Source organism: Nocardia sp. NPDC058666 (assembly GCF_042714895.1).
Taxonomy (GTDB): domain Bacteria; phylum Actinomycetota; class Actinomycetes; order Mycobacteriales; family Mycobacteriaceae; genus Nocardia.
Window position 1 is genome coordinate 125,801 of the sequence record NZ_JBHXRY010000008.1, and the last position, 26,127, is coordinate 151,927.

General features: G+C 66.9%; 24 protein-coding genes. 13 read left to right on the forward strand and 11 right to left on the reverse strand.

The genetic code is table 11. From position 1 onward, the window contains the following. Positions 1–10: 10 nt before the first annotated feature. Positions 11–478 (reverse strand): VOC family protein, encoded by a 468-nt coding sequence (locus ACFWVD_RS19335; RefSeq protein ID WP_379244589.1) that lies wholly within the window; start codon positions 476–478, stop codon positions 11–13. Positions 479–519: 41 nt separating this feature from the next. Here ACFWVD_RS19335 and ACFWVD_RS19340 point away from each other — a divergent pair, with 41 nt between their 5' ends. Next, positions 520–708: a hypothetical protein gene (locus tag ACFWVD_RS19340; RefSeq protein WP_379244591.1), complete on the forward strand. Its 189-nt coding sequence runs from the start codon at positions 520–522 to the stop codon at positions 706–708. A 331-nt stretch (positions 709–1,039) separates the two neighbouring features. Continuing rightward, positions 1,040–1,492 (forward strand): universal stress protein, encoded by a 453-nt coding sequence (locus ACFWVD_RS19345; RefSeq protein WP_379244593.1) that lies wholly within the window; start codon positions 1,040–1,042, stop codon positions 1,490–1,492. Positions 1,493–1,665: 173 nt separating this feature from the next. Here the strand turns inward: ACFWVD_RS19345 and ACFWVD_RS19350 are convergent, their stop codons facing one another. The 3 genes from ACFWVD_RS19350 to ACFWVD_RS19360 are packed head-to-tail and all read right to left on the reverse strand — an operon-like array spanning position 1,666 to position 5,700. Next, positions 1,666–3,969, reverse strand: coding sequence for a HelD family protein (locus ACFWVD_RS19350; RefSeq protein WP_379244595.1), 2,304 nt, complete (start codon positions 3,967–3,969; stop codon positions 1,666–1,668). A gap of 56 nt (positions 3,970–4,025) precedes the next feature. After that, complete coding sequence (locus ACFWVD_RS19355; protein WP_379244597.1) at positions 4,026–4,361, reverse strand: antibiotic biosynthesis monooxygenase family protein; 336 nt, start codon at positions 4,359–4,361, stop codon at positions 4,026–4,028. A 13-nt stretch (positions 4,362–4,374) separates the two neighbouring features. Further along, positions 4,375–5,700, reverse strand: a complete 1,326-nt coding sequence (locus ACFWVD_RS19360; RefSeq protein WP_379244599.1) for a diguanylate cyclase domain-containing protein — start codon at positions 5,698–5,700, stop codon at positions 4,375–4,377. Between the two features lie 98 nt (positions 5,701–5,798). Between ACFWVD_RS19360 and ACFWVD_RS19365 the strand changes: the two genes are divergently transcribed. Beyond that, positions 5,799–6,992, forward strand: coding sequence for a beta-ketoacyl synthase N-terminal-like domain-containing protein (locus ACFWVD_RS19365; protein ID WP_379244601.1), 1,194 nt, complete (start codon positions 5,799–5,801; stop codon positions 6,990–6,992). A 45-nt stretch (positions 6,993–7,037) separates the two neighbouring features. Here ACFWVD_RS19365 and ACFWVD_RS19370 read toward each other — a convergent pair whose 3' ends face one another. Then, a complete protein-coding gene (locus tag ACFWVD_RS19370) occupies positions 7,038–8,861 on the reverse strand; it encodes a GAF domain-containing protein (protein WP_379244603.1) in 1,824 nt (607 codons plus the stop codon). A 187-nt stretch (positions 8,862–9,048) separates the two neighbouring features. On the opposite strand from ACFWVD_RS19370, the gene ACFWVD_RS19375 reads away from it, so the two are divergent. Further along, a complete protein-coding gene (locus ACFWVD_RS19375; protein WP_379244605.1) occupies positions 9,049–9,831 on the forward strand; it encodes a sigma 54 modulation/S30EA ribosomal C-terminal domain-containing protein in 783 nt (260 codons plus the stop codon). A gap of 1 nt (position 9,832) precedes the next feature. Here the strand turns inward: ACFWVD_RS19375 and ACFWVD_RS19380 are convergent, their stop codons facing one another. Then, the gene (locus tag ACFWVD_RS19380; protein ID WP_379244607.1) at positions 9,833–10,465 is read right to left on the reverse strand and encodes a response regulator; all 633 of its coding nucleotides are present in this window, start codon (positions 10,463–10,465) and stop codon (positions 9,833–9,835) included. A gap of 228 nt (positions 10,466–10,693) precedes the next feature. Between ACFWVD_RS19380 and uvrA the strand changes: the two genes are divergently transcribed. Beyond that, positions 10,694–13,669 (forward strand): excinuclease ABC subunit UvrA, encoded by a 2,976-nt coding sequence (gene uvrA / locus ACFWVD_RS19385; RefSeq protein WP_379244609.1) that lies wholly within the window; start codon positions 10,694–10,696, stop codon positions 13,667–13,669. 460 nt (positions 13,670–14,129) lie between these two features. On the opposite strand, the gene ACFWVD_RS19390 is transcribed toward uvrA, so the two are convergent. Beyond that, positions 14,130–14,471, reverse strand: coding sequence for a DUF1844 domain-containing protein (locus tag ACFWVD_RS19390; protein WP_379244611.1), 342 nt, complete (start codon positions 14,469–14,471; stop codon positions 14,130–14,132). Positions 14,472–14,805: 334 nt separating this feature from the next. On the opposite strand from ACFWVD_RS19390, the gene infC reads away from it, so the two are divergent. The 4 genes from infC to ACFWVD_RS19410 all read left to right on the forward strand — a co-directional run bounded on the left by infC (position 14,806) and on the right by ACFWVD_RS19410 (position 17,095). After that, entirely contained in the window at positions 14,806–15,534 is a 729-nt protein-coding gene (infC, locus tag ACFWVD_RS19395) for a translation initiation factor IF-3 (RefSeq protein ID WP_379244763.1), read from the forward strand. 30 nt (positions 15,535–15,564) lie between these two features. After that, on the forward strand, positions 15,565–15,762 hold the full coding sequence (rpmI, locus tag ACFWVD_RS19400; RefSeq protein ID WP_056824456.1) for a 50S ribosomal protein L35: 198 nt from the start codon (positions 15,565–15,567) through the stop codon (positions 15,760–15,762). 113 nt (positions 15,763–15,875) lie between these two features. Next, positions 15,876–16,262: a 50S ribosomal protein L20 gene (gene rplT, locus ACFWVD_RS19405; protein ID WP_019046423.1), complete on the forward strand. Its 387-nt coding sequence runs from the start codon at positions 15,876–15,878 to the stop codon at positions 16,260–16,262. Between the two features lie 35 nt (positions 16,263–16,297). Next, entirely contained in the window at positions 16,298–17,095 is a 798-nt protein-coding gene (locus tag ACFWVD_RS19410) for a TrmH family RNA methyltransferase (protein ID WP_379244613.1), read from the forward strand. A gap of 21 nt (positions 17,096–17,116) precedes the next feature. Here ACFWVD_RS19410 and ACFWVD_RS19415 read toward each other — a convergent pair whose 3' ends face one another. After that, the gene (locus ACFWVD_RS19415) at positions 17,117–17,686 is read right to left on the reverse strand and encodes a TetR/AcrR family transcriptional regulator (RefSeq protein WP_379244615.1); all 570 of its coding nucleotides are present in this window, start codon (positions 17,684–17,686) and stop codon (positions 17,117–17,119) included. Positions 17,687–17,787: 101 nt separating this feature from the next. On the opposite strand from ACFWVD_RS19415, the gene ACFWVD_RS19420 reads away from it, so the two are divergent. Beyond that, the gene (locus ACFWVD_RS19420) at positions 17,788–19,215 is read left to right on the forward strand and encodes a DHA2 family efflux MFS transporter permease subunit (RefSeq protein ID WP_379244617.1); all 1,428 of its coding nucleotides are present in this window, start codon (positions 17,788–17,790) and stop codon (positions 19,213–19,215) included. Here ACFWVD_RS19420 and ACFWVD_RS19425 read toward each other — a convergent pair. After that, complete coding sequence (locus tag ACFWVD_RS19425; protein ID WP_379244619.1) at positions 19,110–19,466, reverse strand: hypothetical protein; 357 nt, start codon at positions 19,464–19,466, stop codon at positions 19,110–19,112. The two genes, ACFWVD_RS19420 and ACFWVD_RS19425, sit on opposite strands and share 106 nt — an antisense overlap. Positions 19,467–20,137: 671 nt before the next feature. On the opposite strand from ACFWVD_RS19425, the gene ACFWVD_RS19430 reads away from it, so the two are divergent. The 3 genes from ACFWVD_RS19430 to pheT all read left to right on the forward strand — a co-directional run bounded on the left by ACFWVD_RS19430 (position 20,138) and on the right by pheT (position 24,504). Then, complete coding sequence (locus ACFWVD_RS19430) at positions 20,138–20,710, forward strand: Uma2 family endonuclease (RefSeq protein ID WP_379244621.1); 573 nt, start codon at positions 20,138–20,140, stop codon at positions 20,708–20,710. 211 nt (positions 20,711–20,921) lie between these two features. Further along, a complete protein-coding gene (gene pheS, locus ACFWVD_RS19435) occupies positions 20,922–21,983 on the forward strand; it encodes a phenylalanine--tRNA ligase subunit alpha (protein WP_379244623.1) in 1,062 nt (353 codons plus the stop codon). Positions 21,984–22,002: 19 nt separating this feature from the next. Further along, the gene (gene pheT / locus ACFWVD_RS19440; protein ID WP_379244625.1) at positions 22,003–24,504 is read left to right on the forward strand and encodes a phenylalanine--tRNA ligase subunit beta; all 2,502 of its coding nucleotides are present in this window, start codon (positions 22,003–22,005) and stop codon (positions 24,502–24,504) included. Positions 24,505–24,610: 106 nt separating this feature from the next. On the opposite strand, the gene ACFWVD_RS19445 is transcribed toward pheT, so the two are convergent. After that, positions 24,611–25,564 carry a nucleotidyl transferase AbiEii/AbiGii toxin family protein gene (locus ACFWVD_RS19445; protein ID WP_379244627.1) on the reverse strand — a complete coding sequence of 318 codons (954 nt, stop codon included), beginning with the start codon at positions 25,562–25,564 and terminating at the stop codon, positions 24,611–24,613. Beyond that, positions 25,554–26,123: a type IV toxin-antitoxin system AbiEi family antitoxin domain-containing protein gene (locus ACFWVD_RS19450; RefSeq protein ID WP_379244629.1), complete on the reverse strand. Its 570-nt coding sequence runs from the start codon at positions 26,121–26,123 to the stop codon at positions 25,554–25,556. The genes ACFWVD_RS19445 and ACFWVD_RS19450 overlap by 11 nt, the downstream gene beginning before the upstream one ends. Positions 26,124–26,127: the final 4 nt, after the last annotated feature.

Consider the following 26,127-nt stretch of genomic DNA (forward strand, 5'->3'; position numbering starts at 1 on the left):
CGCGGCGCTGTCAGCCCTGCTCCGCCATCCAGACGGCGACGCGGCGGTCGGCCTCTTCCCTGGAGACGTCCTCGACACGGGTGATCACTGCCCAACGGTGGCCGAACGGGTCGATCACCACGCCGAAGCGGTCACCGGTGACAAAGGTCTGCGGTTCCTCGGCGCTGCGGGCACCGTGCTCGAGGGCCAGGGCGATCACCGCGTCCACGTCGGGGCAGTAGTGCACGATGGAGGTGTGCACCCAGTCCTCGGGGGCGCGAACGTTGTTGTCGGGGATCGGCATTCCCACCTGCAGGGTGGAATCGCCGATGAGCAGTTCAGCGTGCGCGGGCTGCCCGTCGGGCCGATCGGCGCGGCTCAGTACCTTCGCGCCGAAGACCGCGCAGTAGAAGTCGATGGCCGCGTTGCCGTCGGGCACGGCCAGGAAACAGGTGATGGAGTGGTAGTCGTCCGGAATGGGGGCAACGTGATCGGTCATGACTATGCACCAGCACCCGCACCGGTGGATTCGTCAACGGGGTGTGCACCAACCCGCACTACGCGCTGGTGACCCGGAGCCGACGATCCGGACCTGGCAATTCTGGCCGTGAACTCGGCTATTTCGACCAGGCCCATTTCAGCCGCGAATTCGCCGCCGAGATCGGCATGCCACCACTGGAATACGCCCGCACGGCACAGGCGTCGCGGGCGATCCCCGCCGCCCGCTGATTCCGCGTCCACAACCTCGAAATGCCGGAAACGCCGCCTGTGGATTGCCCCGCTTTTCCGGGTGATGTGACCGAAGTCCCAGTCGCGCAGCATCGTTGATCGTGTTGTGATAGGCCACAGTTTTTCCGGTAACCGGACATGTTGTCGCAGGTACGTCTGTTCGCTGGTGGCCGAGATCGCGCGGACAGTGCACAGTGTGGTCGACACTCCCGATGTGATCTGTTGCGATTTCTGATAAATCGGCCCGAATTGGCGTTAGGGTCGAGCCGATTGCCGCGCTGACGCTCGATTCCCGAGTGCCGCAGTGGGGCACTGACCAGTTGGAGGAGAGATGACCGCCTACCGGACCATTGTCGTCGGTACTGATGGCTCGGATTCGTCGTACGTGGCAGTGGAAAAGGCCGCGGCTCTGGCCGGGGACGCGGACGCGACTCTCGTGCTGGCCTGCGCCTACTTCCCGACCGACGACCGCGATGTCGCAGCCGCCGCCGATGTGCTCAAGGACGAGGCCTACCAGGTCCGTGGCTCGGCCCCGACCAACGAGATCCTGATCGTCGCTCGGGAGAAGGCCATTGCCGCCGGTGCGAAGAACATCGTCGACCGCGCGATTGTCGGCGAGCCGGTCGATTCGCTGCTCGACCTCGTCAACGAGGTCAAGGCAGACCTGCTCGTGGTCGGTAACCGAGGCCTGAACACCCTCACCGGCCGCCTGCTGGGCTCCGTCCCCTCGGACGTGGCCCGCAAGTCCCGCTCGGACGTGCTGATCGTGCACACCGTACGGTAACCGCCTCCCCGCGCCTCTAGGCCAGACCTAGGTGGAAGTCGAGACCGTAGGCGGCTGGAGGTAGGGCGAGGGGAAGGTCGGCCAGTCCCCGGTGAGTTACCCATGTGCTCGCGAAATCAGGGGAGACTCGCACAAAGAGTGTGGCGTCGCGGATCAGCGCGACGCCACATTCTTTATGTGGCGAAGTGCGCGGCGAGGCTCTCGGGCAGCTTGTCGGTGTGCACGACGGACAGTCGCTGCGTGGCGCGCGTCAACGCGACGTACAGATCGTTGAGCCCGCGCGGTGACTCGTCCAGGATCGCCTGCGGCTCCACCAGATACACGCGGTCGAACTCGAGCCCCTTCGCATCGTGCACGGTGAGCACCTGCACGGATTCGCCTGCCAGCGAAGACAATTCGGGAACCAGGGCAGCAGGCGCGAGAACCGCGCTGGTGCCGGGACCGTGTTCGTCTTCGATCAACCGAGCCAGCCGACCGGCAACCTCGGCGGCCGAAACCTTATATGCGCGTGGGGGATTGCCGGTCTCACGCACCGAACGCGGCACCGAGGTGTCGGGATCGATCGCGGCGAGCACATCGGCCGCCACTGCCATGATCTCGGCGGGCGTGCGGTAGTTGACCGTGAGCTCCGTGAGCTTCCACCGTTTGGCCACATAGGGTTCCAGCACGTGCTGCCAGGACGACGCGCCCGCCGGGTCACCGGTCTGCGCCACGTCGCCGACCACGGTGATCCATCGATTGGGGATGCGCCGCATCACCATTCGCCACGCCATCTCCGAAAGTTCCTGTGCCTCATCGACGATCACGTGCCCGTAGGTCCACGTGCGGTCGCCCGCGGCGCGTTCGGCGGTGGTCTGCCGGTTGCTGAACTCCTGGCGCTGGGCCAGCTGGGAGGCGTCGATCAGGTCGTAGGCCATCAGGATCTCGGGGTCCAGTTCGTCCTCGATGTCCTGCGGCGCGGAACCGGTGAGGATGTCCAGTGCGTCCTGGGCCTCCTCGATCTGGGCCCGCCAGCGCCGCCGTGACCGTTCGCGTTCCTCGGTGTCGTCCACGCCCAACAGTTCGGCCAGCTCGTCCAGCAGCGGGGCGTCGGCCGCGCCGAAAGTGCCGTCGTCGGACCGCACCAGCTCCGCGCGATCTTCCGGGCTCAGTGTCTTGGCGGCGCGGTCCAGCCGCGCGGGGTCGGCGAGCAGATCGGCGAGCACATCCTGGGGTGACAGGACCGGCCACAGCGCGCTGATCGCCGCCTGCACCTGCGGGTCGGCGCGCATCTCGTCGCCGATCTCGGTGAGGTCCGCGGAGCTGAGCAGGCTGGTCCCGCCCGACAGATCCGACCCCATCGTGGCGGCGAGCTGGTCGGTGAGCGCGTCGATCACCGACGACGCGAAGATCGGCCGCGCCAGGTTGTGCGGGCGCCGCGACGACCGCGCCCGGCCACGCGCGCGAGTGGCGATCTTGCGATCCAGCAGCACCGGATACCCGTCGAAACTCAGCCGAATCGGTTCCGTTGGCACTTCCTGTCGGTCGCGCACCGCTTGCTTGAGCACCTCGAGCATGTCGAGGGAGCCCTTGATCTGTCCGGCGCGCAGCGAATCCTCGCGCACCGCTTTCACGCCCGGATACAGGTCGCCGATGGTCGACAGCAGCACACCGGTCTCGCCGAGCGAGGGCAGCACCTGGCCGATGTAGTCGAGGAAGGTGGCGTTGGGGCCGATGATCAACACGCCGGCCTTGGCCAGCTGCTGCCGGTAGGTGTAGAGCAGGAACGCCGCGCGATGCAGCGCGACCGCGGTCTTGCCCGTGCCCGGCCCACCCTGCACCACGAGCACGCTCTTGTGCTCGGACCGGATGATCGCGTCCTGCTCGCTCTGGATCGTCTCGACGATGTCGTTCATGTGCCCGGTGCGCGCGGCATTGAGCGCCGACAGCAGCGCGCTCTCGCCACCCACCCCGTCGTCGGTGCCCACCACCCCGTCGCGTTCGGCGGTGTCGAGATCGAGGTACTCGTCGTTGATCGCGGTCACCGACCGGTTGCGCGAACGGATGTGCCTGCGCCGGGTGACGTTCTCGGGGTTGGCGGTGGTGGCCAGGTAGAACGGGCGGGCCAGGGGAGCGCGCCAGTCCAGCAGCAGCGGCTCGTAGTCGTTGTCCTCGTCGAGGATGCCGAGTCGACCGATGTAGCGCGCGTCGTCGTCGGTGTTCTCCAGGTCGATGCGGCCGAAGCACAGCCCGTGTTCGGCGGCGTCGTATTTGGCCAGGTCCTCGTTGTAGAGCTGGCTGAACGACTCACGCTCACTGCGCGCCTGCGGGGTGCCACCCGATTCCAGCAGCACCGTTTTCAGCCGGTTCTGGGCGTAGCCACGCATGGCGTCCAGGCGGTCGTAGAGCACCGAAAGGTGCTGCTGCTCCTGTTCGATCTCGCGGTTGTGCGCGCCGGGTGTGGCGGCGGCACGATCTTCGGCGAGGCGGTCGGGCAAAACAGGACTCCTTTATTCGCCGGCATGTCACCGCGTTGAGAACAGAGTTGTCGAGTCTACGTGTCCGCGGCAGCGTCGGGTGCTACCGGGAAGACTTCGTCGCCCAGGATCGGCGTGAAGTGCTCGACCACCGGGAAGGGCTCATAGAAGTGATGCAACAGCGCACGCCAGCGCAGATATTCCGGCGACTGTCGAAATCCCACGGTGTGGTCGGCCAACCGCTCCCACCGCACCAGCAGCAGGTAGGTATCGGGCCGTTCGACGCATCGCGACAACGACAACCCGCCGAAACCGGGCATCGCGGCGATGATCGGATACGCCTGCGCGAAGGCCGCTTCGAAGGCGGCGTCGGCACCGGGGCGAACGGGCAGCAGCGCGTGTTCGACGATCACGCCGACCAGTCTGTCAGGAGGCGTGGGTGTTGTTCGCGCGTCGATTCGCACCGAGACCCAGCTCACGGTGCGCCGACGGTTTGTCGCGGTACATCGCCAGGTCGGCGTCGTGCAGCACCGCCTCGGGGGTACGGTTCTCGTGCGGTCCCAGTTCGGTGATGCCCACCGACGCGCTGACTTCCAGGCGATGGCCCTTGGCGATGATCGGCTCCGACATCGTGACCCGCAGCCGTTCCACCAGCGCGGGCAGATCGGCGCGATCGGGATGACCCGCGAGCAGTACCAGGAATTCGTCGCCGCCCAGCCGCCCGACCAGATCCTCGCTGCGCAACGCCTGCTGCAATCGCTGCGCCACGATCTGTAGGACCATGTCGCCGATGGCGTGCCCGAGGGTGTCGTTGATGGCCTTGAAACCGTCGAGGTCGATGAACAGCACCGTGGTGACCAGGGTGCCGCCCTCATCGGCCAGCGCCGCCGACAGCTGCGACAGGATCAGCGAACGGTTCGCCAACCCCGTGAGCGCGTCGTGGGTGGCCTGGTATTCGAGTTGGCGCCTGCTGGCCCGGAACGCGGTGATGTCGGCGAACGACGACACCCCCGCCGACTCCGGACTGTCGGGAGTGAGCAGTCGACAGTTGCACGACAGCCACACCTGTTGCCCGTCGGCGCGATCGACACCGAACACGAACTGGGTCACCGCCTCGCCGGTGGCCAGGGTGTGCGCCATCGGGTGCTTGCCCGGCGACAGCGGCTTGCCCTCCCGGTCGATCATCGTCGCCGGCAATTCGTTGATGTGCAGGCCCAGCACCGGCTCGTTCTCGTCGATGCCGAGGATGCGCCGACCCGCGGGGTTCAGCGATTCCAGGCGACCGTGCTGGTCGACCACCAGCACCCCTTCTTCCAGCTGCGACACCACGGTCGTGAAATACGCTTCGGCCTGCCGCGCGGACGCTTCGGCGGCGCGTTGCGCGGTGAGATCGTGCACCACCACCTGGAACGCGAGTTTTTCCTGCCACACCGTGAGCACCGACACCGTCTGCACCGGCACCGTGCGCCCGTCGACGCGAATGAGATCCATTTCGGTGGGTGGGGACGCCGAGCCCGCCGCGGTGAGCTGGTTGATCCGTTCGAGCATGGGCGCCACAGAATCGGGATGAACAAACGTGGTGATAGACAGCCCGAGCAGCTCCTGCGCCGACCGTGCGTGCAGCAGGCGAACCATGGCCGGGTTCACGTAGACGATGGTGCCGGATTCGTGCACGCAGATCGCGTCGGGAGTGTGTTCGACCAGCGACCGATAGCGCATCGCGAGCTGTTCGGCGCTCGCCGCGTCGGTCATGTCTTCTCCCACTGCGAAAACCCCCGTTCTGGGCCTGGTCTGCGTACGGCATCCCGGACTAGTCTGGTGATCCTTCATGAAGATCCGCGAGGAGCGATGTGAAACCGGATGTGCTCACAGGCGGCATGGCCCACCGACCCGATTCTATGTCGATCGCGGGGATCGGTGTCGTGTCCGGTTACGGGTGGGGTCGCGAGTACCTGTGGCAGGGACTCATGGGGGTCAAACCGGCCGCCCGTTTGTACCCCGGTTACGGGCCTGGACGCGATGAACACGCCTGGGTCGGGCGCATTCCCGACGGCGGCGACCCGGCGCACGGGACCGGCCTGTTCGGGCGTGCCGTGTACGCCGCGGCCAGTGAGGCGATCGCCGACGCGCACGCGCGCGGCTGGCGTGACCAGGGCCGCACCGTCGGTCTGATCCACGCGTTCACCTTGGGCGATGTGGCGGATTGGCGAGATTTCTACCTGCTCGACGACGGCCATCGCCGGTCCCGCGACTACCTGCGAATGCTGCCGTCCACGCCGATCTCGGTGGTGATGCAGGAGTTCGGTTTCCACGGCCCCGCGATGAACGTGTCCGCGGCGTGTAGTTCCGGCAATGTCGCGCTGCTGACGGCGAAAATGTGGCGTGACACGGGTGTGGTCGACGATGTGTTGTGCATCACGACCGACCTGTCCGCCACCCCGGACATGCTCGAACACTTCGTCGGCATGGGTGCCGCGGTCGCGGACGCGGACCCGTTCACCGCGTGCAGGCCCTTCCAGGACGACACCCTCGGATTCACCATGTCGGAGGCGTCGGTGGGGTTGCTGCTCACCGACGCGGTCGACCGGCCGTATGCCCGCGTGCTGGGCGGCGCGATGACCAACGACGCCTTCCACGTGGTGTCGGTGGATCCCTCCCACGCCCAGATCATCGCCTGCGTGCGACGCGCACTGGAGGTGACCGGGATCGACCCCGCCGACGTGGCGTACTTCAACGCGCACGGCACCGGCACCCGGCAGTGCGATGCCGCCGAACGCGACGTGATGACCACGGTGTTCGACGACCGCCCGGCCATCACCGCCCTCAAACCGCTGGCGGGACACTGCCAGGGCGCTTCGGCGGCGATCGAGGTCGCCGCGGTGGCGATGTCGTACGAGCGGGGAATCGTCGCCTCGGCCCCGATCGTGGCGCCCGCGCACCCGCGTCTGCTCGACGGTCCGACCCCGATGAACGACGGTCTCACGCTGAAGCTGTCGATGGGAATGGGCGGTAACAACGCGGCGGTCGTGTTGGCCCCGGCCTGAGCAGTGTCCGTCGCCTGAGCGGTCTCGGTCCTCGCGTGAGCGCTGTCAGTCCTCGGCGGCGTCGGGTCCGGCGGCGAGGGCGAACCCGCCGATCGTCGGTGTGTCTTGCGGCAGCGGCACCGCCCACCGCAGCTGGGTGCCCGTCATCTCCGGGTGCTTGCCGTCGGCGTCGGGATGCGCCGCCGGACCGACCTCGAAGTAGCCGCCCGCCTCCTGCGCGCGCTGCTCCAGATTGCGCAGCCCGCTGCGGATGACGTGGTTGGGAATGCCCCACCCGTTGTCGGACACCATGATCACCAGATCGTCGGCCACCTCGATCACGATCGCGACGGTATCGGCCCCGGAGTGGCGCACCGCGTTGCTCACCGCCTCGCGCACCACCGCCTCGGCGTGGTCGGCCAGTTGCGGATCCAGCACCGACAGCGGGCCCGACACCTGGATCGTGGCGCGCAGCGCGATGTCGGCGGTCTGCCGTCGAATCGCCACCTCGAGGCGCTGCTGCAACCCTTCGCTGTGGCCGGGGCCGCTGGCGTGCAGGTCGAAGATGGAGGTGCGGATCTCCTGTACGACTTCCTGCAGATCCATGATCACCGTCGAAAGTCGTTGTCGCACATCGGGAACCACGGCTTTTGGCATGGTCGCTTGCAGGGTCAGGCCGATCGCGAACAGGCGCTGGATCACGTGGTCGTGCAGGTCGCGCGCGATCCGGTCGCGGTCGGCGACGATGTCGAGTTCGCGCATGCGTCGTTGCGCGTCGGCAAGACGAACGGCCAGCGCCGCCTGATCGCAGAAAGCCGCTGTCAGCTCCAGCATTTCGTCGGTGTACGGCGCGAAACCCGGCGGACGCACCGTCACCAGCACACCGAGCGTGGCGTCGGAGGTGCACAGCGGCAACACCAGAACCGGTCCCGCACCGAAGGATTCGGCACCGGGGATCTCCACGCCCAAGGTCACCGTCGCGGCATCGTCGTAGCGCAGCGGGGTGCGTCTGCTGAACGCCTCGCCCATGGCCGTGCCCGCGATCGGCACGGTCTGCCAGTCCTGCCCGGCATCGGGTCCTGTCCACTGCGTGATCACCAATTCGGTGATCTCCCCGGGCAATTCGTCGGGCACGGGCACCGACGCCAGAAACGCCTGATGCGAGCCGGTCAGCTTGCGCGCGTGGTCCACGACATGGGCGAGCACCCGATCGGATTCGGTGCCTGCCAGGAACTCGGTCGCGATATCGCGGGTGGCCTCGATCCACGCCTGCCGGGTGCGGGCCTGCTCGTAGAGCTGCGCGTTGTCGACCGCGATGCCCGCCGCCGCGGCCAACGCCAGCACCAGGACCTCGTCCTCCTCGGTGAACGGCTGCCCGTCGACCTTCTCAGTGAGGTAGAGGCTGCCGAACACCTTGTCCCGAATGCGTACCGGCACACCGAGAAACGTGTGCATGCGCGGATGACCCGCGGGAAAACCGGCGGCCGCGGGATGGGTGGTGACGTCGTCCAGGCGCAGCGGCGCGTTCTCGGCCAGGATCGGGTCGAGCACGCCGTGCCCGACCGGCACCTCCTTGATCAGGTGCCGCAGGTGTTCGGGAATGCCCTCGTCGATGAACTGCGCGACCTGCTGATCATGTCCGCGCACGGCAAGCCCGCCGTACCGCGCGTCGACCAGATTCATCGCCGTGCGCACGATCGAGCGCAGCGTTTCGTCCAGGTCGAGCCCCGCGGTGACGGTGAGCATGGCCTCCACGAGGCCGTCCATCCGATCGTGCGAACCGATCATCACATCGACTCGATCGGCCACCTCGCCGAGCAGTGTCCGTAATCGCTGCTCCGATACGGTGCGGCCCACCGAATTGCGGCCGTTGCGACCGTCATTCGTCATCGCCGTTTCCCGTCGCCACTTTCTCGTCGAAACAAGTTATCGCGAAGTCTAGTCCGCGCGGCGTTGCGGCACCGGCGGTGTGTGAAGCTGCGAAGGCCCGCACGGGTTCAGTGACTTTCGGCCCTTCACCGGGCGGTTCAACAGTGGTGGCATTGGGCACCGGGAATTGGATCGAGAAGTGGGGCACATGATGAATTCGTTGTCGAGCACCCAGCACTGGACGACCGCCGCGGACCCGGAGCTTGCCGTGACCACGCGTGGCGAAGTGCCGGCCCAGGATGTCACCCGTGCTGTTCGCGCTATCACCCGTGTCATGCGCAGGCACCACCTCGACAGTCCGGCCAGGGTGCGCGTCACCGCGCCGGAGGGTTGCGAGGAGCAGACCCTCGTGCAGGCCAACATCCGCACCAACGACACGTTGACCCGCGTGCAGGTCACCGGCCCCGGCGGTTTCGCGGTCACCTTCGCCGCCGAACGCCTGGACCGTCAGCTGGCCCGTCGCGCGGGCAAGGAATCGCGCGGCGCGTGGCCCGATCCGGCGCGTCGCCCGTTGGCCCAGGTCACCGAGACCCGCTCGATCATCCGTCGCAAGGACTGCGCCCTGATGACCGGCACCCCGCTGGAAGCCAGCACCGTGCTCGACGCGATGGACTACGACGCCTACCTGTTCATCGACGCCGACACCGGCGAGGACGCCATCGTCACCTGGGCCGACCCGCACGGTGTCGCCCTGGCCAGGCAGCGCCACACCGCCGCGGCCTTCGGTTCGGTGGATTTGCCGCTGACCGCGAGCGCGATGCCGGTGCGGGTGGTCCAGGACGCGGCGCCGGTGTACGCCGAGGACGAAGCGTCCAACGCGCTGTGCACCGCCGGGCTGCCCTACCTGTTCTTCACCGACAGCCACACCGGTCGCGGCAACCTGCTCTACCGCCGCTACGACGGGGACCTGACCATCGTCGTCCCGTCCTGATTCACGGCTCGCGCAGTTTGGTCGCCAGCACCGCGGCCTGGGTGCGACGTTCCACCCCCAGTTTCGCCAGCAGTCGCGAGACGTAGTTCTTCACCGTTTTCTCCGCCAGGAACATCCGCGCGGCGATCTGCCGGTTGGTCAGGCCCTCGCCCAGCAGTTCCAGCAGTCGGCGTTCCTGGTCGGTGAGCCCGGCCAACGGCCCGGACGGCTCGGCGCTGCGGCGCAGCCGGGCGCGCAGGGCGTCGGCGGCGCGGGTGTCGAGCAGGGAATGGCCCGCGCCGACCTGTTTGATCGCGTCGGCCAGCTTCATCCCGTCGATGTTCTTGACCACGTACCCGCTGGCCCCGGCCAGAATCGCGTCGAGCATGGCGTGCTCGTCGGAGAACGAGGTCAGGATCAGACAGTGCAGGTCGTCGAACTCCGCGAGCAGGTTGCGGCACAGTTCGATGCCGTTGCCGTCGGGCAGCCGGACATCGAGGACCGCGACGTCGGGGCGGGTTTCGCGAATGCGCACCATCGCCTCGGCGACGCCGCCTGCCTGACCGATCACAGTGAGTTCTGGATCACCCTCGAGTAGGTCGATCAACCCACGCCGCACGATCTCGTGGTCGTCGACCAGAAACACCTCGAGCACACCGGCTCCTTCATCATGTCGAACGATCCACCCTTGTGGTCCAACATAATCCGCGCATCCGGGTTGTGGGGGGTGGTCGGCGAACGCGGTTCCACTCGAGCTCCGCGCGCATGTCCGGTTCACGGGGCTTCACGTTCGCGTACCGAAACTTGTCAGACCCTCGGCCTAGCATTGTCGGCGGGGGAATATGTCCGGTCGGCGGATGACGATGGAGAAGGGATTCACCAGGTGGCGGAACGCCTCACTGTGCGCGGAGCTCGGGAACACAACCTGAAAGGTGTGGACCTGGATTTGCCGCGCGACAGCCTGATCGTGTTCACCGGTCTGTCCGGTTCCGGGAAGTCGAGCCTGGCGTTCGACACGATCTTCGCCGAGGGGCAGCGCCGCTATGTCGAATCGCTGTCGGCCTACGCGCGACAGTTCCTCGGACAGATGGACAAGCCCGATGTCGACTTCATCGAGGGCCTGTCGCCCGCGGTGTCGATCGACCAGAAGTCGACCAACCGCAACCCGCGGTCCACGGTCGGCACCATCACCGAGGTCTACGACTACCTGCGCCTGCTCTACGCCCGCGCCGGTACGCCGCACTGCCCGGTGTGTCACGAGCTGATCGCCAAGCAGAGCCCGCAGCAGATCGTCGACCAGGTCCTCGCCATGGACGAGGGCCTGAAATTCCAGGTCCTTGCGCCGGTGGTGCGTACTCGCAAGGGCGAGTTCGTCGACCTGTTCGACCAGCTCAAGACCCAGGGCTACTCGCGAGTGCGGGTCGACGGCGTGGTGTACCCGCTGTCGGATCCGCCGAAGCTGAAGAAGCAGGAGAAACACGACGTCGAGGTGGTCGTCGACCGTCTGTCGGTCAAGGCCGCCTCCAAGCAGCGCCTCACCGACTCGATCGAAACCGCCCTGCGCCTGGCCGACGGCATCGTCGTGCTCGATTTCGTCGACCGCGACGAACACGCGCACGACCGCGAGCGCCGCTTCTCCGAACGCCTGGCCTGCCCCAACGGCCACCCCCTCGACATCGAGGACCTCGAGCCCCGCTCGTTCTCCTTCAACTCGCCGTACGGCGCCTGCCCCGACTGCACAGGTCTGGGCATCCGCAAGGAGGTCGACCCGGAACTGGTCGTGCCCGACCCGGACCTGAGCCTGGCCGAGGGAGCGATCGCCCCGTGGTCGCGCGGTCAGACCGCCGAGTACTTCAACCGGTTGCTGTCGGGTCTGGCCGAAGCGGTCGGCTTCTCGATGGACAAGCCGTGGCGCGAACTGCCCGCCAAGGCCCGCAAGGCGGTCCTGGAAGGCAGCTCCGACCAGGTCCACGTGTCCTACACCAACCGTTACGGCCGCAAGCGCTCCTATTACGCCGATTTCGAAGGCGTGATGCCGTTCCTGCAGCGGCGCATGGACAACACCGAGTCCGAGCAGATGAAAGAGCACTACGACGGCTACATGCGCGACGTGGCCTGCCCGGTCTGCGACGGTTCGCGCCTGCGCCCGGAGATCCTGGCCGTCACCCTGGCCGCGGACGGCACCGACAAGTCGATCGCCGAGGTCAGCGAACTGTCCATCGGCGACTGCGCGCACTTCCTGAACTCGCTGACCCTGGGGGAGCGGCAGACCGCGATCGCCGGTCAGGTGCTCAAGGAAATCCAGGCACGTCTGGGCTTCCTGCTCGACGTCGGCCTGGAATACCTGACCCTGTCCCGCGCCGCCGCGACCCTGTCCGGCGGTGAGGCCCAGCGCATCCGCCTGGCCACCCAGATCGGTTCGGGCCTGGTCGGCGTCCTGTATGTCCTGGACGAACCGTCGATCGGCCTGCACCAGCGCGACAACCGCAGGCTCATCGAAACCCTGCTGCGTTTGAAGAAGCTGGGCAACACCTTGATCGTGGTCGAACACGACGAGGACACCATCCGCGCCTCGGACTGGGTGGTCGACATCGGCCCCCTGGCCGGCGAACACGGTGGCCGCGTGGTGCACAGCGGGCCGTACGAGGATCTGCTCAACGAGCCCGAATCCCTCACCGGCGCATACCTTTCCGGCCGCGAGCAGATCGAGTTGCCGCTGGTGCGCCGGGCGATCGACAAGAAGCGCAAGCTCACCGTCGTCGGCGCCACCGAGCACAACCTGCAGAACGTGGACGTGGCGTTCCCGCTCGGCGTGCTCACCGCGGTCACCGGTGTCTCGGGCTCGGGCAAGTCGACCCTGGTCAACGACATCCTGGCCACCGTCCTGGCGAACAAGCTCAACGGTGCCCGTCAGGTGCCCGGCAGGCACACCCGGATCAACGGCCTCGACAACCTCGACAAGCTGGTCCAGGTCGACCAGTCGCCGATCGGTCGCACCCCGCGCTCGAACCCGGCCACCTACACCGGCGTCTTCGACAAGATCCGCACCCTGTTCGCCTCCACCACCGAGGCCAAGGTGCGCGGCTACCAGCCGGGCCGGTTCTCGTTCAACGTCAAGGGCGGCCGCTGCGAGGCCTGCTCGGGCGACGGCACGCTCAAGATCGAGATGAACTTCCTGCCCGACGTGTACGTCCCGTGCGAGGTCTGCCACGGCGCCCGCTACAACCGGGAAACCCTCGAGGTGCACTACAAGGGCAAGACCATCGCCGAAGTCCTGGACATGCCGATCGACGAGGCCGCGGACTTCTTCGAGGCGATCGGCTCGATCCACCGCTACCTCAAGACCCTGGTCGAGGTGGGCCTTGGCTACGTGCGCCTGGGCCAAAGCGCGCCGACCCTGTCCGGTGGTGAGGCGCAGCGCGTGAAACTGGCCGCCGAACTACAGAAACGCTCCGCCGGGCGCACCATCTACATCCTCGACGAGCCGACCACCGGCCTGCACTTCGAAGACATCCGCAAGCTGCTCAAGGTGATCAACGGACTGGTCGACAAGGGCAACACCGTGATCGTGATCGAGCACAACCTCGATGTGATCAAGACCGCCGATTGGGTCATCGACATGGGCCCCGAGGGCGGCTCGGGCGGTGGCACCGTGGTCGCCACCGGCACCCCGGAGGACATCGCAGCGGTGTCGGACAGCTACACCGGACAGTTCCTCAAGGAGGTCCTTGCCGCACCGGCGCCGAAGAAGCCCGCCGCGAAAAAGGTAGCCAAGAAGGCCGCCCCCGCGGCGAAGAAGGCACCCGCCGAAACCGCTGCGGCCAAGCGTGCGTCGCGAAAGGCGGCCGCGCTGCGCTGAGTCGGGCTACGGTTGGCGGTGATCTTGTCGAAACCGCTACGAACTGAAACACCGGTGGGTAACATTGCGCGCACCGTCCCCGGAGCACCGGACAGTAGCGGTTTGTCGACGGCTCGATCGTCGTGTAGTTCGAAAGGAACGTCCTCATGGATGAAGCCACCACGGCGCTCATCGGCCAGATTCTCGGTTTCCTCGCAGGCGGGTCTTCGTTGGCTTACGAGCCGACCAAGCCCACCGCCTGATTTCCACGCTCGAAAGGAAACGCCTGTAATGGATACCGGAAGCGCGGCGCTGTTCACCGCACTCGCCAACATGATCTCCTCCGGCTCGGCCGTGTCGGTCACCCCCGGTGGCCCCGCCCCGGCCCCGGTCCCCGTGGTCTGAGTCGCGACCTCGCGGCTATAAGCGAAGATCCGCCGACGCACACCCAGCGTCGGCGGATCTTTTCGTTGAACAGGACTCAGTGCACCGGACCGGTGTACTTCTCGCCCGGACCCTGGCCCGGCGCGTCCGGCGTCGAGGACGCCTCGCGGAACGCGCGCTGCAGCGACTGCAGTCCGTCGCGGATCGGACCCGCGTGCGGACCCAGGTACTCCACCGACGCCGTGACCAGCCCGGCCAGTGCGGTGATCACCCGACGCGCCTCGTCCAGGTCCACGTTGGTGCCCGCACCGGGGCGCTCCTCGGCCAGGCCCAACTTCTCCGCGGCCGAACTCATCAGCATCACCGCGGCCCGGCTGATCACCTCCACAGCGGGGATGTCGGCCAGGTCGCGCACAGGAGGATCGAGCTCGTCAGTCATGCTGATCAGGCTATATCGACGCCGATCACGCGGGCCAACGCCGGGCCGATTCGGTGATAGCCGCACACCATGCTAGACTTTTCGCTGACGACCGCCCCTGGATGTGTCATGCATCCGTGGGGCAGATAAGTGGAGCCCGACTCCCACCGTTACCGGCGAGCAATCGTACTGGATAAACGGTCCCGGTCACCCGTTCATTGTGACGGGTTTCCCGTGTGCCTCGGCATGTGGGGGTCGATGATCGAGCCCAGCAGGGCACGGTTGTCGGCGATCGGTCGACATCGGGCCCCGTAGTGGAGAAATCCGCGACGGGGCTTTCGTGTTGAAACAGGGGTTGCAGTTATTGCGTGCGGTCGTTAAGACGACACCGCTTGACCTAGGAGGCCCCATCAGCACTGAGACCCGCATCAACGATCGCATCCGAGTTCCCGAGGTTCGTCTCATCGGACCCGGCGGCGAACAGGTTGGGATCGTGCGTGTTGAAGATGCACTACGCGTCGCGCTCGAAGCCGATCTCGACCTCGTCGAGGTAGCACCCGATGCCCGTCCGCCGGTCTGCAAGATCATGGACTACGGCAAGTTCAAGTACGAGACCGCGCAGAAGGCGCGCGAGTCCCGTAAGAACCAGGTCCAGACCGTGATCAAGGAGCAGAAGCTCCGTCCCAAGATCGACGACCACGACTACGAGACCAAGAAGCGCAACGTCGTTCGCTTCCTCGAAGCCGGGTCCAAGGTCAAGGTCACGATCATGTTCCGTGGTCGCGAGCAGTCGCGTCCCGAACTCGGCTTCCGGTTGCTTCAGCGTCTGGGCTCCGACGTGGCAGAACTCGGCTTCGTCGAGACCTCGGCCAAGCAGGACGGCCGCAACATGACCATGGTCCTCGCCCCGCACAAGGGCGCGAAGACGCGGGTGAAGGCTCAGCAGGACTCTTCGGCGCCGGCGGCAGTACGCCAGCCGCTGCCGACCGGTCCCGTCAGTGCCGAACCGGCCGCGCTGGTCGAGTCCGCACCGGTCGAGCAGGCCGCGCCTGCCGAGCAGGTTGCGCCGGCCGACCCGCAGTAAAACGATTTCAACGACTAGATAGAGGAATCCATGCCGAAGAACAAGACCCACAGCGGCGCCAAGAAGCGATTCAAGGTGACCGGCCGGGGCAAGCTGCTTCGCGAGCAGGCGAACCGTCGCCACCTCCTGGAGCACAAGTCCTCTCGCCGGACTCGTCGTCTGGAAGGCACGGAGTCCGTCGCTTCCGTCGACGTCCCCCGCGTGAAGCGGCTGCTCGGTCTCGCCTGATTTTCAGGCTGTAGACCGTCGCAACCCGACGATTGCGCGGCCGGGATAACCGGACGCCGACAACTACCGAATTCGGGCGCCGCCGCGCCCCCCAATGATCAAGGACTACCACAGTGGCACGCGTCAAAAGGGCCGTAAACGCTCAGAAGAAGCGCCGTTCCATCCTCGAGGCCTCCAAGGGCTACCGGGGTCAGCGTTCGCGTCTGTACCGCAAGGCCAAGGAACAGCAGCTCCACTCGCTGACCTACGCCTACCGTGACCGTAAGGCACGCAAGGGTGATTTCCGCAAGCTGTGGATCGCTCGTATCAACGCCGCCGCGCGTCTGAACGACATCACCTACAACCGCTTCATCCAGGGCCTCAAGGCCGCTGGTGTCGAGGTGGACCGCAAGATCCTCGCCGAGCTCGCTGTCTCCGACGCCGAGGCCTTCGCCGGCCTGGTGGCTGTCGCCAAGGCTGCGCTGCCCGCCGATGTCAACGCCCCGGCCACCGCTGCCTGAGGTTGACAACACACAGTGATCTGTCGGAACGACCCGTGGACGCGCTCTCCGAGCGCAATCCGCGGGTCGTTTCCGCTGTCAAGCTCCAGCGCGCGGCCCAGCGCCGCAAATCCGGCCTCTTCCTGGCCGAGGGTGCCAACGCCGTCTCCGCCGCTCTGGAGACCGGCCGAGTCCGCGAGATCTTCTATTCGCTGGCCGCCGCCGGACGCGACAACGCGCTGATCGCCGGCGCCACCGCCGACGGCGTTCGCACCACCCTGGTCACCGATCGCGCCGCCGAACACCTCGGCGAAACCGTGACGGCGCCGGGTCTGGTCGCGGTCTGCGAGACCCTGGACGTGCCGCTGGGTGAGATCCTCGACCGCGGCCCGCGCATGCTCGCCGTCCCCGTCGAAATCGCCGAACCCGGCAATGCGGGCACCCTGATCCGGGTCGCCGACGCGGTCGGAGCCGACGGCGTGGTGCTGGCGGGGGAGACCGTCGACCCGCACAACGGCAAGTGCGTGCGTGCCAGCGCGGGCTCGCTGTTCCACGTCCCGGTCGCCCGCAGCCGCGATATCACCGCGACCCTCGACGCCCTGTCCGCGGCAGGCATCACCATTCTCGCCACCGCGGCCAACGGTGAAGTCGACCTCGAAGACGCCGACGAAATCCTCGCGGGCCCGGTCGCCTGGTTGTTCGGCAACGAGGCCCACGGCCTCGACCCCGCCGTCGCCGCGCGGGCCGACCACCGCATTCGCATCCCCATCCACGGCCGCGCCGAAAGCCTGAATCTCGCTGCGGCAGCGGCGATCTGCCTCTACGCGAGCGCGCGCGTGCAGCACGCGAAGTAGGTCGCGCCCGGCTGGCGCCGCTCAGTCGGGTGCGGCGACGCCGCGAAGATCGGTGAGGATTTCGGTGGCCCACGGCAGGGGGATCGCGTTGCTGCCCGCGACCTGCATCGCGGTCATGATGGTCAGCAGCATCCCGGTGGCGACGAACTCGCGGCAGGCCGCGGTGTCGGCGCCGGTGAGGTCACCGATCAGCTGATACATGCGCCCGAATCGCTCGCGCATGTGGTCGCCGATGATCGGATCGGCGCTGGCGGCCACGCCGTGCAACAGCACAAGGGGAAGTTCGCGTTCGGCCAGGAAGACCTCGAAGCCCTTGCCCAGAGCGTGCAGTGCCTGCGTGGGATCGGCATCGGGGGCGATCTCCGCGCCACGGAACACCTCTTCGATGCGGGCGCAGACCTCGAGCAGGCAGGCGACGAACAGTTGCTGCTTGGTGCCGAACAGTCGGATCACGTACGGCTGCGAGACGCCCGCGAGCCGGGCGATCTCATCGGTTTTCGTTGCGGCGTAACCGGATTCGGAAAACGCCTGGATCGCCGCTTCGAGCACTTGCGCGCTGCGTTGCGACGCGGTCATCCGGGTTCTCGTCACGCGGTCTCCACCTCCTCGATCGATTGCCTCTTGACATGTTATCAGTCGATGCATAACTATGGGCAGGGTAGTTATCAGTCAATAACAACTTAGGGCTGGACATGACGCAAACACTCGAATCCGGCGACGCTGCCGCAGTAGCGCCGATCTCCGGGGCGAAGGCCAAGCCGCTGGGCGCGGTCATCGCCGCCGTCGGCATCCCGATGTTCATGGTGACGCTGGACAACCTGGTGGTCACGAACGCCCTCCCGGTGATCAAAGCCGAACTGGGAGCATCACTGTCGGACCTGCAGTGGTTCATCAACGCCTACACGTTGTCTTTCGCGGCCCTGCTGCTGTCGGCGTCCGCGCTGGGTGACCGGATCGGCCGTCGGCGCGTTTTCCTGGCCGGAATCGGCATCTTCGTCGTCGCCTCCGCCGCCTGCGCGCTGGCCACCGAACCGTGGATGTTGATCGCGGCCCGCGCGGTGCAGGGCGTCGGTGGCGCGGCGGTGATGCCGCTGTCGCTGACCCTGCTCGCCGCCGCGGTTCCCGCGAAGATGCGCAGTGCCGCGATCGGCATCTGGGGTGGCATCGCGGGCCTGGGTGTCGCGGTCGGTCCGGTGGTCGGTGGGGCAGTGGTCGACGGTCTGAACTGGCAGTGGATCTTCTGGCTCAATGTGCCGATCGGCCTGCTGGCATTGCCCTTCGCCGCCCGGATGCTCACCGAATCACGCGGTGCCGCAAGGAAACTCGACTACCTCGGCGTGCTGCTGTCCGCCGGTGGTGTGCTCGCGCTGGTGTGGGGCGTCATCCACGGCGCCGACGACGGTTGGACCGCACCGCAGGTACTCACCGCGCTGATCGGCGGTGCCGCGCTGCTAGTGGCGTTCGTCGTCTGGGAAACCTACGTCACCGACCCGATGCTCCCGCTGCGCCTGTTCACATCCCGCGGCTTGAGCCTGAGTTTCATCGTGTCGTTCGGTTTCTCCTCGGGCGTGTTCGGTTCGATCTTCCTGCTGGCCCAGTTCTTCCAGGTGGTTCAGGGCTATTCGCCGCTGGAATCCGGCATCCGCACGATGCCGTGGACGATGGTCCCGATGGTCGTCGCACCGCTGGCCGGCCTGATCGTCGACCGGGTCGGTGCCCGCACGCTCATCGCGACCGGCCAACTCTGCCTTGCGATTTCGCTGGCCTGGATGGCGATGATCACCACCGCCGACGTCCCGTACCTGGCCTTCGTCGCCCCCTTCGTGCTCGGCGGCATCGGCATGGGCCTGACCTTCGCCCCCTCCTCGACCATCGTCATGGCCAGCGCTTCCCCCGCCGACCAGGGCATGGCCTCGGGAATCAGCAGCACCGTGCGCGAAGTGGGTGTGGCCATGGGCATCGCCGTGCTGGCCTCGGTCTTCGCCTCCTATGGCTCCTACACCGACCCGCAGGCCTACGTCGACGGCCTGGTCCCCGCGGTCTGGGTGGGTGCCGGGCTGGTCGCCTGCGCGGCGGTGGTGGCGGCGTTCCTTCCCCGGCACAACAAGCCCGCGGAATAGCCGCTGACCGGTTCCCGCAGCAGGTGGTTGTCGCGCAACGGCACGACAACCACCTGCTGCGCATCCTCATAGATAACGTCCCCCGGCACCGCGGATTCCACCCGCTCCCACGCCACCCCGTGCGCATCGAGAATCGCGAGATACCCCGCCACCCGCTCGATCATTCCCACCGCACTCGCCTTGAACCACGAGGCCGCACCCGGATGCAATTCCCGGTCGTACACCCGAGGATCCACCTCGCTCGGATCCACCAAATGCTCACTGAACCAATCATTTCCGAGCCGACGAAACCGCACTTCTTCCGCACTAAGCTGCCCCCGCGCCCACAACCCGTTCACCATCCCGAACACCCCCGGAAACCGGCCATGCCGATCGGCCCGCGCAGCCTGGAACCGAACAAACAGTCGGTCACCACGCGATTCGCCCCCACGGCCGTTCATCCGACACTATCCGGATGCTGCCCCTGCTCCGGAGCCGCCTGCTGCCCGGGCCGCTGCGCACACAACCCCGCCGCCCGCTGCAAAGGCCGCCGCCCCGCAGGCCGAATCCCGTACCCACACAACGCAAGCCCGCTCCCCGCCACGGTAAGCCGACCACGCCGCCCCTGCGGCGACGTCGAATCGCAAGTCTGTTCAGCCATCGAGTCATCCTGTTCTCGAGTCGAACACGCTGGTGCATTTGCTCATTAGGACGCACCCCAACCCCATTCGGTTCCCTCGATTTCCGAATACTTTTCGATTGCCCCGAGAATCGGTCGATTTCGGGCACAAAGCCGGGCCTTGCGCGTGTGCGCGGACGGACGTGCCAGTCGACGCGGTGGGTTGTGGCGTCGGCACCTCGCCGAGATGAGTTGGTCGATCACCGGTCCGGCCAGGTCGCGGTATCGTTGACCACGGCAGTCCGCACGAATGGAGCTAGGCGCATGTCCCTTCCCGCGATGCATCCCCGGCCCGGCAACCTCCGCGAGGTCGCCGAGGAGATCGAGCGCGCGACCGGTCTGCGCGTCGAGATTCTGGGAGGGGCGCTCGTGATGTCACCGACCCCGCGTGGGAAACACGCGGGTTCCATCCGTCGACTGCGTCAGCAGTTGGAAGCATCGATGCCCGACGGGCTGGCCGCGTACGAGGTCACCTCGATTGCGATGCCCGATGATTTCGACGACTACTGCACCCCTGACCTGGTAGTCCTTCCCGACACCTGGGACAACGACGATGACTGGCTCGCCGACCCGCTCGATGTCGAACTCGCCGTCGAAGTGATCTCGAAGTCGGAGCGGGCGGCGCAGATCAACGGCAAGAACGGCTGGTACGCCGCAGCGGGCGTGCGGGCGCTGCTGGTGATCGACCCTCGTGTCGGTCGGTGGGCACTGTTCGCCGGGCCCGCCGCAGGAGGCTACGCCGAACTGATCGAAGGCGAGTTCGGCGATCCGATCGCTCTTCTCGGTCCGTTGACGATGGCGCTCGACACCGCTTGTTTGCCTCGATACGACCAGTAGTCGGCCCTCGTGGCCCCACCGGCGTGCGGAGGCCGAACCCGATTCACCCGGACCGGTCAGTCCACATCCAGACCCCGTCGACCTGCGCTGATCCCCCCGCGAGTAATCCGGATGAATCGCGCGAACCCCATCCCATAGGATTTACGCAGCACCGATGCGGGATGGCAATGACGCGCCCGCGAACCGATCCCCAGGGGAGAGTCGAACAATCGTGGCCGACGACAACAGTGGAGTCGAGCAGAGTGCCTCTTTGACCGAGGAGGCGCTGGCAGCAGCGGCGGCCGAGGCGGAGAAGGCGTTCGCGGCGGCGGGCGACCTGGATGCGCTGGCGGTCGCCAAGACCGACTACATCGGCGGTAAGTCGCCGATCGCGTTGGCGCAGCGTGGGCTGGGCAGTGTGCCCAAGGAAGAGAAGGCCGAGGCCGGTAAGCGGGTCAACGTCGCGCGGAAGCGGGTCTCCGACGCGTTCGAGGCACGCCGTGCCGCGCTACTGGAAGAGCGCGATCAGGCCGTGCTGGTGTCGGAGAAGATCGACGTCACCCTGCCCGCTCGCCGCGCACCCGTGGGCGCACGGCACCCGATCACCGTGATCTCCGAGCAGATCGCCGATTTCTTCATCGGCATGGGCTGGGAGGTCGCCGAGGGTCCCGAGGTCGAGACCGAGCACTTCAACTTCGACGCGCTGAACTTCCTGCCCGATCACCCGGCGCGCACCATGCAGGACACCTTCCACATCGCCCCCGAGGGTTCGCGCCAGGTGTTGCGCACCCACACCTCCCCGGTGCAGGTGCGTTCGATGCTCGAGCGCGACGTGCCGATCTACATCGCGTGCCCCGGCCGCACCTTCCGCACCGACGAGCTCGACGCCACTCACACCCCGGTGTTCTCCCAGGTGGAGGGTCTGGCCATCGACAAGGGCCTGACCATGGCGCACCTGCGCGGCACCTTGGACGCGTTCGCGCGCGCCATGTTCGGGCCCGACACGCGAACTCGTATGCGCCCCAACTACTTCCCGTTCACCGAACCGTCGGCCGAGGTCGACGTGTGGTTCCCGAACAAGAAGGGCGGCGCGGGCTGGATCGAGTGGGGTGGCTGCGGCATGGTCAACCCGAAGGTGCTCATCGCCAGCGGTATCGACCCCGAGGTGTATTCCGGGTTCGCGTTCGGCATGGGCATGGAGCGCACCCTGCAGTTCCAGACCACGATCTCCGACATGCGCGACATCGTCGAGGGTGACGTGCGGTTCACCCTGCCGTTCGGCATCCGGTCCTGAAGAGAGAGCGAAACGTCAAGTGCGAGTAGCGCAGTCCTGGCTGACCGAGATCCTGCAGCGCACCACTCCCGAGTGGTCGGTGTCCGCGGAAGAGCTCGACGCGGGCTTCGTCCGGGTGGGTTTGGAAGTCGAAGAGGTCGACAAGCTCGAGCCGATCGGTGGCAGTATCGACAAGCCGCTGGTGGTCGGCCGTGTCGCCGAGATCACCGAACTGACCGAGTTCAAGAAGCCGATCCGCTTCTGCAAGGTCGACGTCGGCAACCCCGACTTGCAGGAAATCGTGTGCGGTGCACGTAATTTCGCGGTCGGTGACCTCGTGGTCGTGGTGCTGCCCGGCGGTGAACTGCCCGGCGGTTTCAAGATCTCGTCGCGAAAGACGTACGGGCACACCTCGAATGGCATGATCTGCTCGGTCGCCGAACTGGGCATCGGCAAGGATCACGACGGCATCCTGGTGCTCGAGCCCGGTTCCGCGCAGCCCGGCGACGACGCGAATGTGCTGCTGGGCACCGATGACACGATCATCGAGCTCAACATCACCCCCGATCGTGGTTACTGCTTCTCCGTGCGCGGTCTGGCTCGCGAGCTGGCGTGCGGTTTCGACCTCGAATACGCCGACCCGGCCGTGCGCACGCTGCCCGAGTCCGACGCGCTCGCCTGGCCGGTGCGACTCGAATCCGATTCGGACTGCACACGTTTCGGCGCGCGCCGCGTCACCGGCATGAACCCGGATGCGGTGAGCCCGCTGTGGTTGCAGCGCAGGCTGATGCTGTCGGGCATGCGCCCGATCTCTCCGGCCGTGGACGTCACCAACTACGTGATGCTCGAACTCGGCCAGCCGCTGCACGCCTTCGACGCCGCAAAACTGCACGGCGGCTTGGTCGTTCGCTCCGCGCACAAGGGCGAGACCCTGCGCACCCTCGACGACACCGAACGCACCCTCGACGCCGAGGACGTGGTGATCGCCGATGATTCCGGCGTGATCTCCCTGGCCGGTGTGATGGGCGGCGCGAGCACCGAGGTCGGCGCCGAGACCACCGATGTGATCCTGGAAGCCGCCAGCTGGAACCCGCTGCGCGTCTACCGCACGTCGCGCAGGCACAAGCTGTCCTCGGAAGCGGGCAAGCGCTACGAGCGTGTGGTCGATCCCGAGATCAATATCGCCGCCCTGGACCGGGCCGCGACCCTGCTGGCCGAAATCACCGGCGGCACCATCGAATCCGTGCTCACCGACATCCGGGTTCCGCTGGAACCGGTGGCGCCGATCGCGATGGACATCGACCTGCCCGACCGTGTCGCCGGCGTCACCTACCCCGCGGGCACGTCCGTGCGCAGGCTGGCTCAGATCGGCGCGACTGTCGATATCGAGGTCAACGACGCGGGCAAGACTCAGGTCCTGGTGACCCCGCCGAGCTGGCGTCCCGATCTCGCCCAGCCCGCCGACCTGGTCGAAGAGGTGCTGCGGCTGGAAGGTCTCGAGCAGATCCCGTCGGTGCTGCCGACCGCCCCCGGTGGTCGCGGCCTGACCGCGCTGCAGCAGCGTCGTCGCGCGGTGAGCCGGGCGCTGGCCTTCGCCGGTGCCGTGGAGGTGCCGCCGCCTGCGTTCCTGCCCGGTGGCGTGTTCGACGTGTGGGGTCTGGACGCGCACGACCCGCGCCGCAACACCACCCGCGTGCTCAACCCGCTCGACAGCGACCGCCCGGAACTGGCGACCACGTTGCTGCCCGGTCTGCTGGAAGTGGCCGCGCGCAACATCTCTCGCGGTTCGCGCGATCTCACCATCTACGGGATCGCCCAGGTGGTGCAGCCCGGCGAGCAGACGCACGCGATCGACGCACTGCCGGTGGACCGTCGTCCCACCGACGAGCAGATCGCCGAGTTGAAGGCCTCACTGCCCGCTCAGCCCGTGCACGTCGCCGCGGTGCTCAGCGGCAAGCACGACCCGCGTGGTCCGTGGGGCCAGGGCCGTCCGGCCGAAGCCGCCGACGCCTTCGCCCTGGTCGACGACATCGCCGACGCGGCCGGTGTCACCATCGAACGCCGTGCGGCGGTCTACCTCCCGTGGCACCCCGGCCGCTGCGCCGAGCTGCTGGTCGACGGCGTAGTCGTCGGCCACGCAGGCGAACTGCACCCCGCCGTCCTCGAACGCGCGGGCCTGCCCCCACGCACCTGCGCGCTGGAAGTCGACCTCGACGCCCTGCCCCTGAACCAATCTTTGCCCGCACCGACCATTTCGGCTTTCCCCGCCGTCCTGCAGGATGTCTCGATCAGCGTCGACAAAACCGTCCCCGCCGCCCAGGTCGAATCCGCCCTGCGCACCGGCGGCGGCGACCTGCTCGAGAACATCACCCTGTTCGACGTCTACGAAGGCGCCCAAGCAGGTGAGGGCCGCAAATCCCTCACCTACGCCCTCCGCTTCCGCGCCCCCGACCGCACCCTCACCGAAGACGAAGCCAGCGCCGCCCGCGACGCCGCCGTAGCCTCGGCCACCACCGCAGTCGGCGCGGAACTGCGAGGCTAGTTCCTCCCTCGACACCGAAGGCCGCCCGGCTCCACCGGGCGGCCTTCGTCGTGAGCGGTTGTCCCTCAGCCGATTTCGCGCATGCCGAGGATCACCTGGTGATCTTTCAATTCGACTCGTGGATCGTGGTGATCCACGAGTTCACTTCGGAGACAGCGTCGCCGAGGGAGAGTTCGATCCCGCCGGAGGCCGCGGCTTTCGCGAAGTCGTCCTGCCAATGCGGATAGGTCGTAATGGTCGGCGGCCACGAGCGAGTGGGCAGCCCGAGATGTCGAGCTTCGTGGGCACGTGCCTCGAACACCGCGGTTCCCGCAGCGCGGATCTCCGAAAGGGTCGGACATCCGGTGTCGGCCGCGAGGTCTCGGATAAGGAGCAAGTCGACGACGTCGCGGGGGCGATCGTTGACCGAGGTCGGTGGGTTGTGCGGGTCGGAGGCGGCGTGGAACTTCTGTGCGATCTGGAAACGCATGGCGATCCCGACGAGGTGGTCAGGGTCTGGCAGGCCGAACCCGCTCAACGGTGGTGGTTCGATCGCCTCGAAGTCGTCGCCGATGCCTGCCTCGTCTGGTGAGACTTCGAACTGGATGCGACGCCAGGTGGTACCGCGGATCTCCAAGATGATGTCGAATCGACGCGGCTTGATCAGCTTGGTGGGCACGTCGATCACTTCGACTTCGCCGCGCCGCAGCGTCAGCGGTCCCCACGGATCGGCGAGGGCCTGTTCGAGCGACAGGATGAACTCGTCCAGGTCGCCTCGGACGAGCCCGTCGACGTCCTTGGTCGCGCGAGCGGTCACGTCCAGCCGATGCTGAAGTAGCGTTCCGCCCTTGAGTAGGAACAATTGTCGCCCGTCGGCGTCGAGCGCGCGCTGGACTGCGGCAATCGCCACCGACGACGCGACCAGCCAACCGAGGCGTCCGGCTCTGGCATCGCTACCGAGTTTGCCTTCGGCCTGGTTGATCCAGTTGTTGAGTACCGTTGTATTGACCGGACCCTTCGGCTTGGGTGTCAGGGTCCGCAACATCGTGGACAGTGGCGAGCTGGTGTGTTCATCGGGCATGGCGTGCCTCCAATGCGTCGGTCAGAGCAACTCGTTCGGTGGTGGTTATGCGGCCCTGCGCATGTCCGCGCTCGATCGCCTGCCGTAGTAGATAGGTCGGCGTTCCCGTGGCGATGCATTGTTCGATCGCGGTTTTCGGCGTGACCGTGGGGATATCGTGGGCCCACCCGATCTGGGATTCGGAGAGGTCCTGGTTGTGGATGACGTAGTCGTCACCACCGGCCCGACGTAAGCGACGCTGTCTGCCGACGGTGATATGTACCTGGTGAGGATTGACGTCGCTGATGCCGTACAGATCTAGTGCGGTTTCGTGACTCAGGCACGCCTCGGGCGCCCGCGTCCACAGCGCGGCGAGCATGAGTCCGTCGTACTCACCGGCTGGGTATTTGGGGAAGCGGTACACGCCATGGGCGACGCGCGTCAGCGTGCCTCGGTGCACGAGCATCTGCAGTCCGTGCTTGCTGAGCTCGAGATCCGCGGCTTGTCGAGCTGTGACGAACCCGTGCTGCGTGGTCGCGATGTCCCACAGCTGGTCCCTGGCCAACTCCCTGGGTGCCATGCCA

Bases quoted from the DNA above. Each gene is read 5' to 3' on its own strand.
- ACFWVD_RS19335 (WP_379244589.1), bottom strand. From the start codon at position 478: ATGACCGATCACGTTGCCCCCATTCCGGACGACTACCACTCCATCACC.
- ACFWVD_RS19345 (WP_379244593.1), top strand. From the start codon at position 1,040: ATGACCGCCTACCGGACCATTGTCGTCGGTACTGATGGCTCGGATTCG.
- ACFWVD_RS19360 (WP_379244599.1), bottom strand. From the start codon at position 5,700: ATGACCGACGCGGCGAGCGCCGAACAGCTCGCGATGCGCTATCGGTCG.
- ACFWVD_RS19370 (WP_379244603.1), bottom strand. From the start codon at position 8,861: ATGACGAATGACGGTCGCAACGGCCGCAATTCGGTGGGCCGCACCGTA.
- ACFWVD_RS19375 (WP_379244605.1), top strand. From the start codon at position 9,049: ATGATGAATTCGTTGTCGAGCACCCAGCACTGGACGACCGCCGCGGAC.
- ACFWVD_RS19390 (WP_379244611.1), bottom strand. From the start codon at position 14,471: ATGACTGACGAGCTCGATCCTCCTGTGCGCGACCTGGCCGACATCCCC.
- rpmI (WP_056824456.1), top strand. From the start codon at position 15,565: ATGCCGAAGAACAAGACCCACAGCGGCGCCAAGAAGCGATTCAAGGTG.
- ACFWVD_RS19420 (WP_379244617.1), top strand. From the start codon at position 17,788: ATGACGCAAACACTCGAATCCGGCGACGCTGCCGCAGTAGCGCCGATC.
- ACFWVD_RS19430 (WP_379244621.1), top strand. From the start codon at position 20,138: ATGTCCCTTCCCGCGATGCATCCCCGGCCCGGCAACCTCCGCGAGGTC.
- ACFWVD_RS19445 (WP_379244627.1), bottom strand. From the start codon at position 25,564: ATGCCCGATGAACACACCAGCTCGCCACTGTCCACGATGTTGCGGACC.
- ACFWVD_RS19450 (WP_379244629.1), bottom strand. From the start codon at position 26,123: ATGGCACCCAGGGAGTTGGCCAGGGACCAGCTGTGGGACATCGCGACC.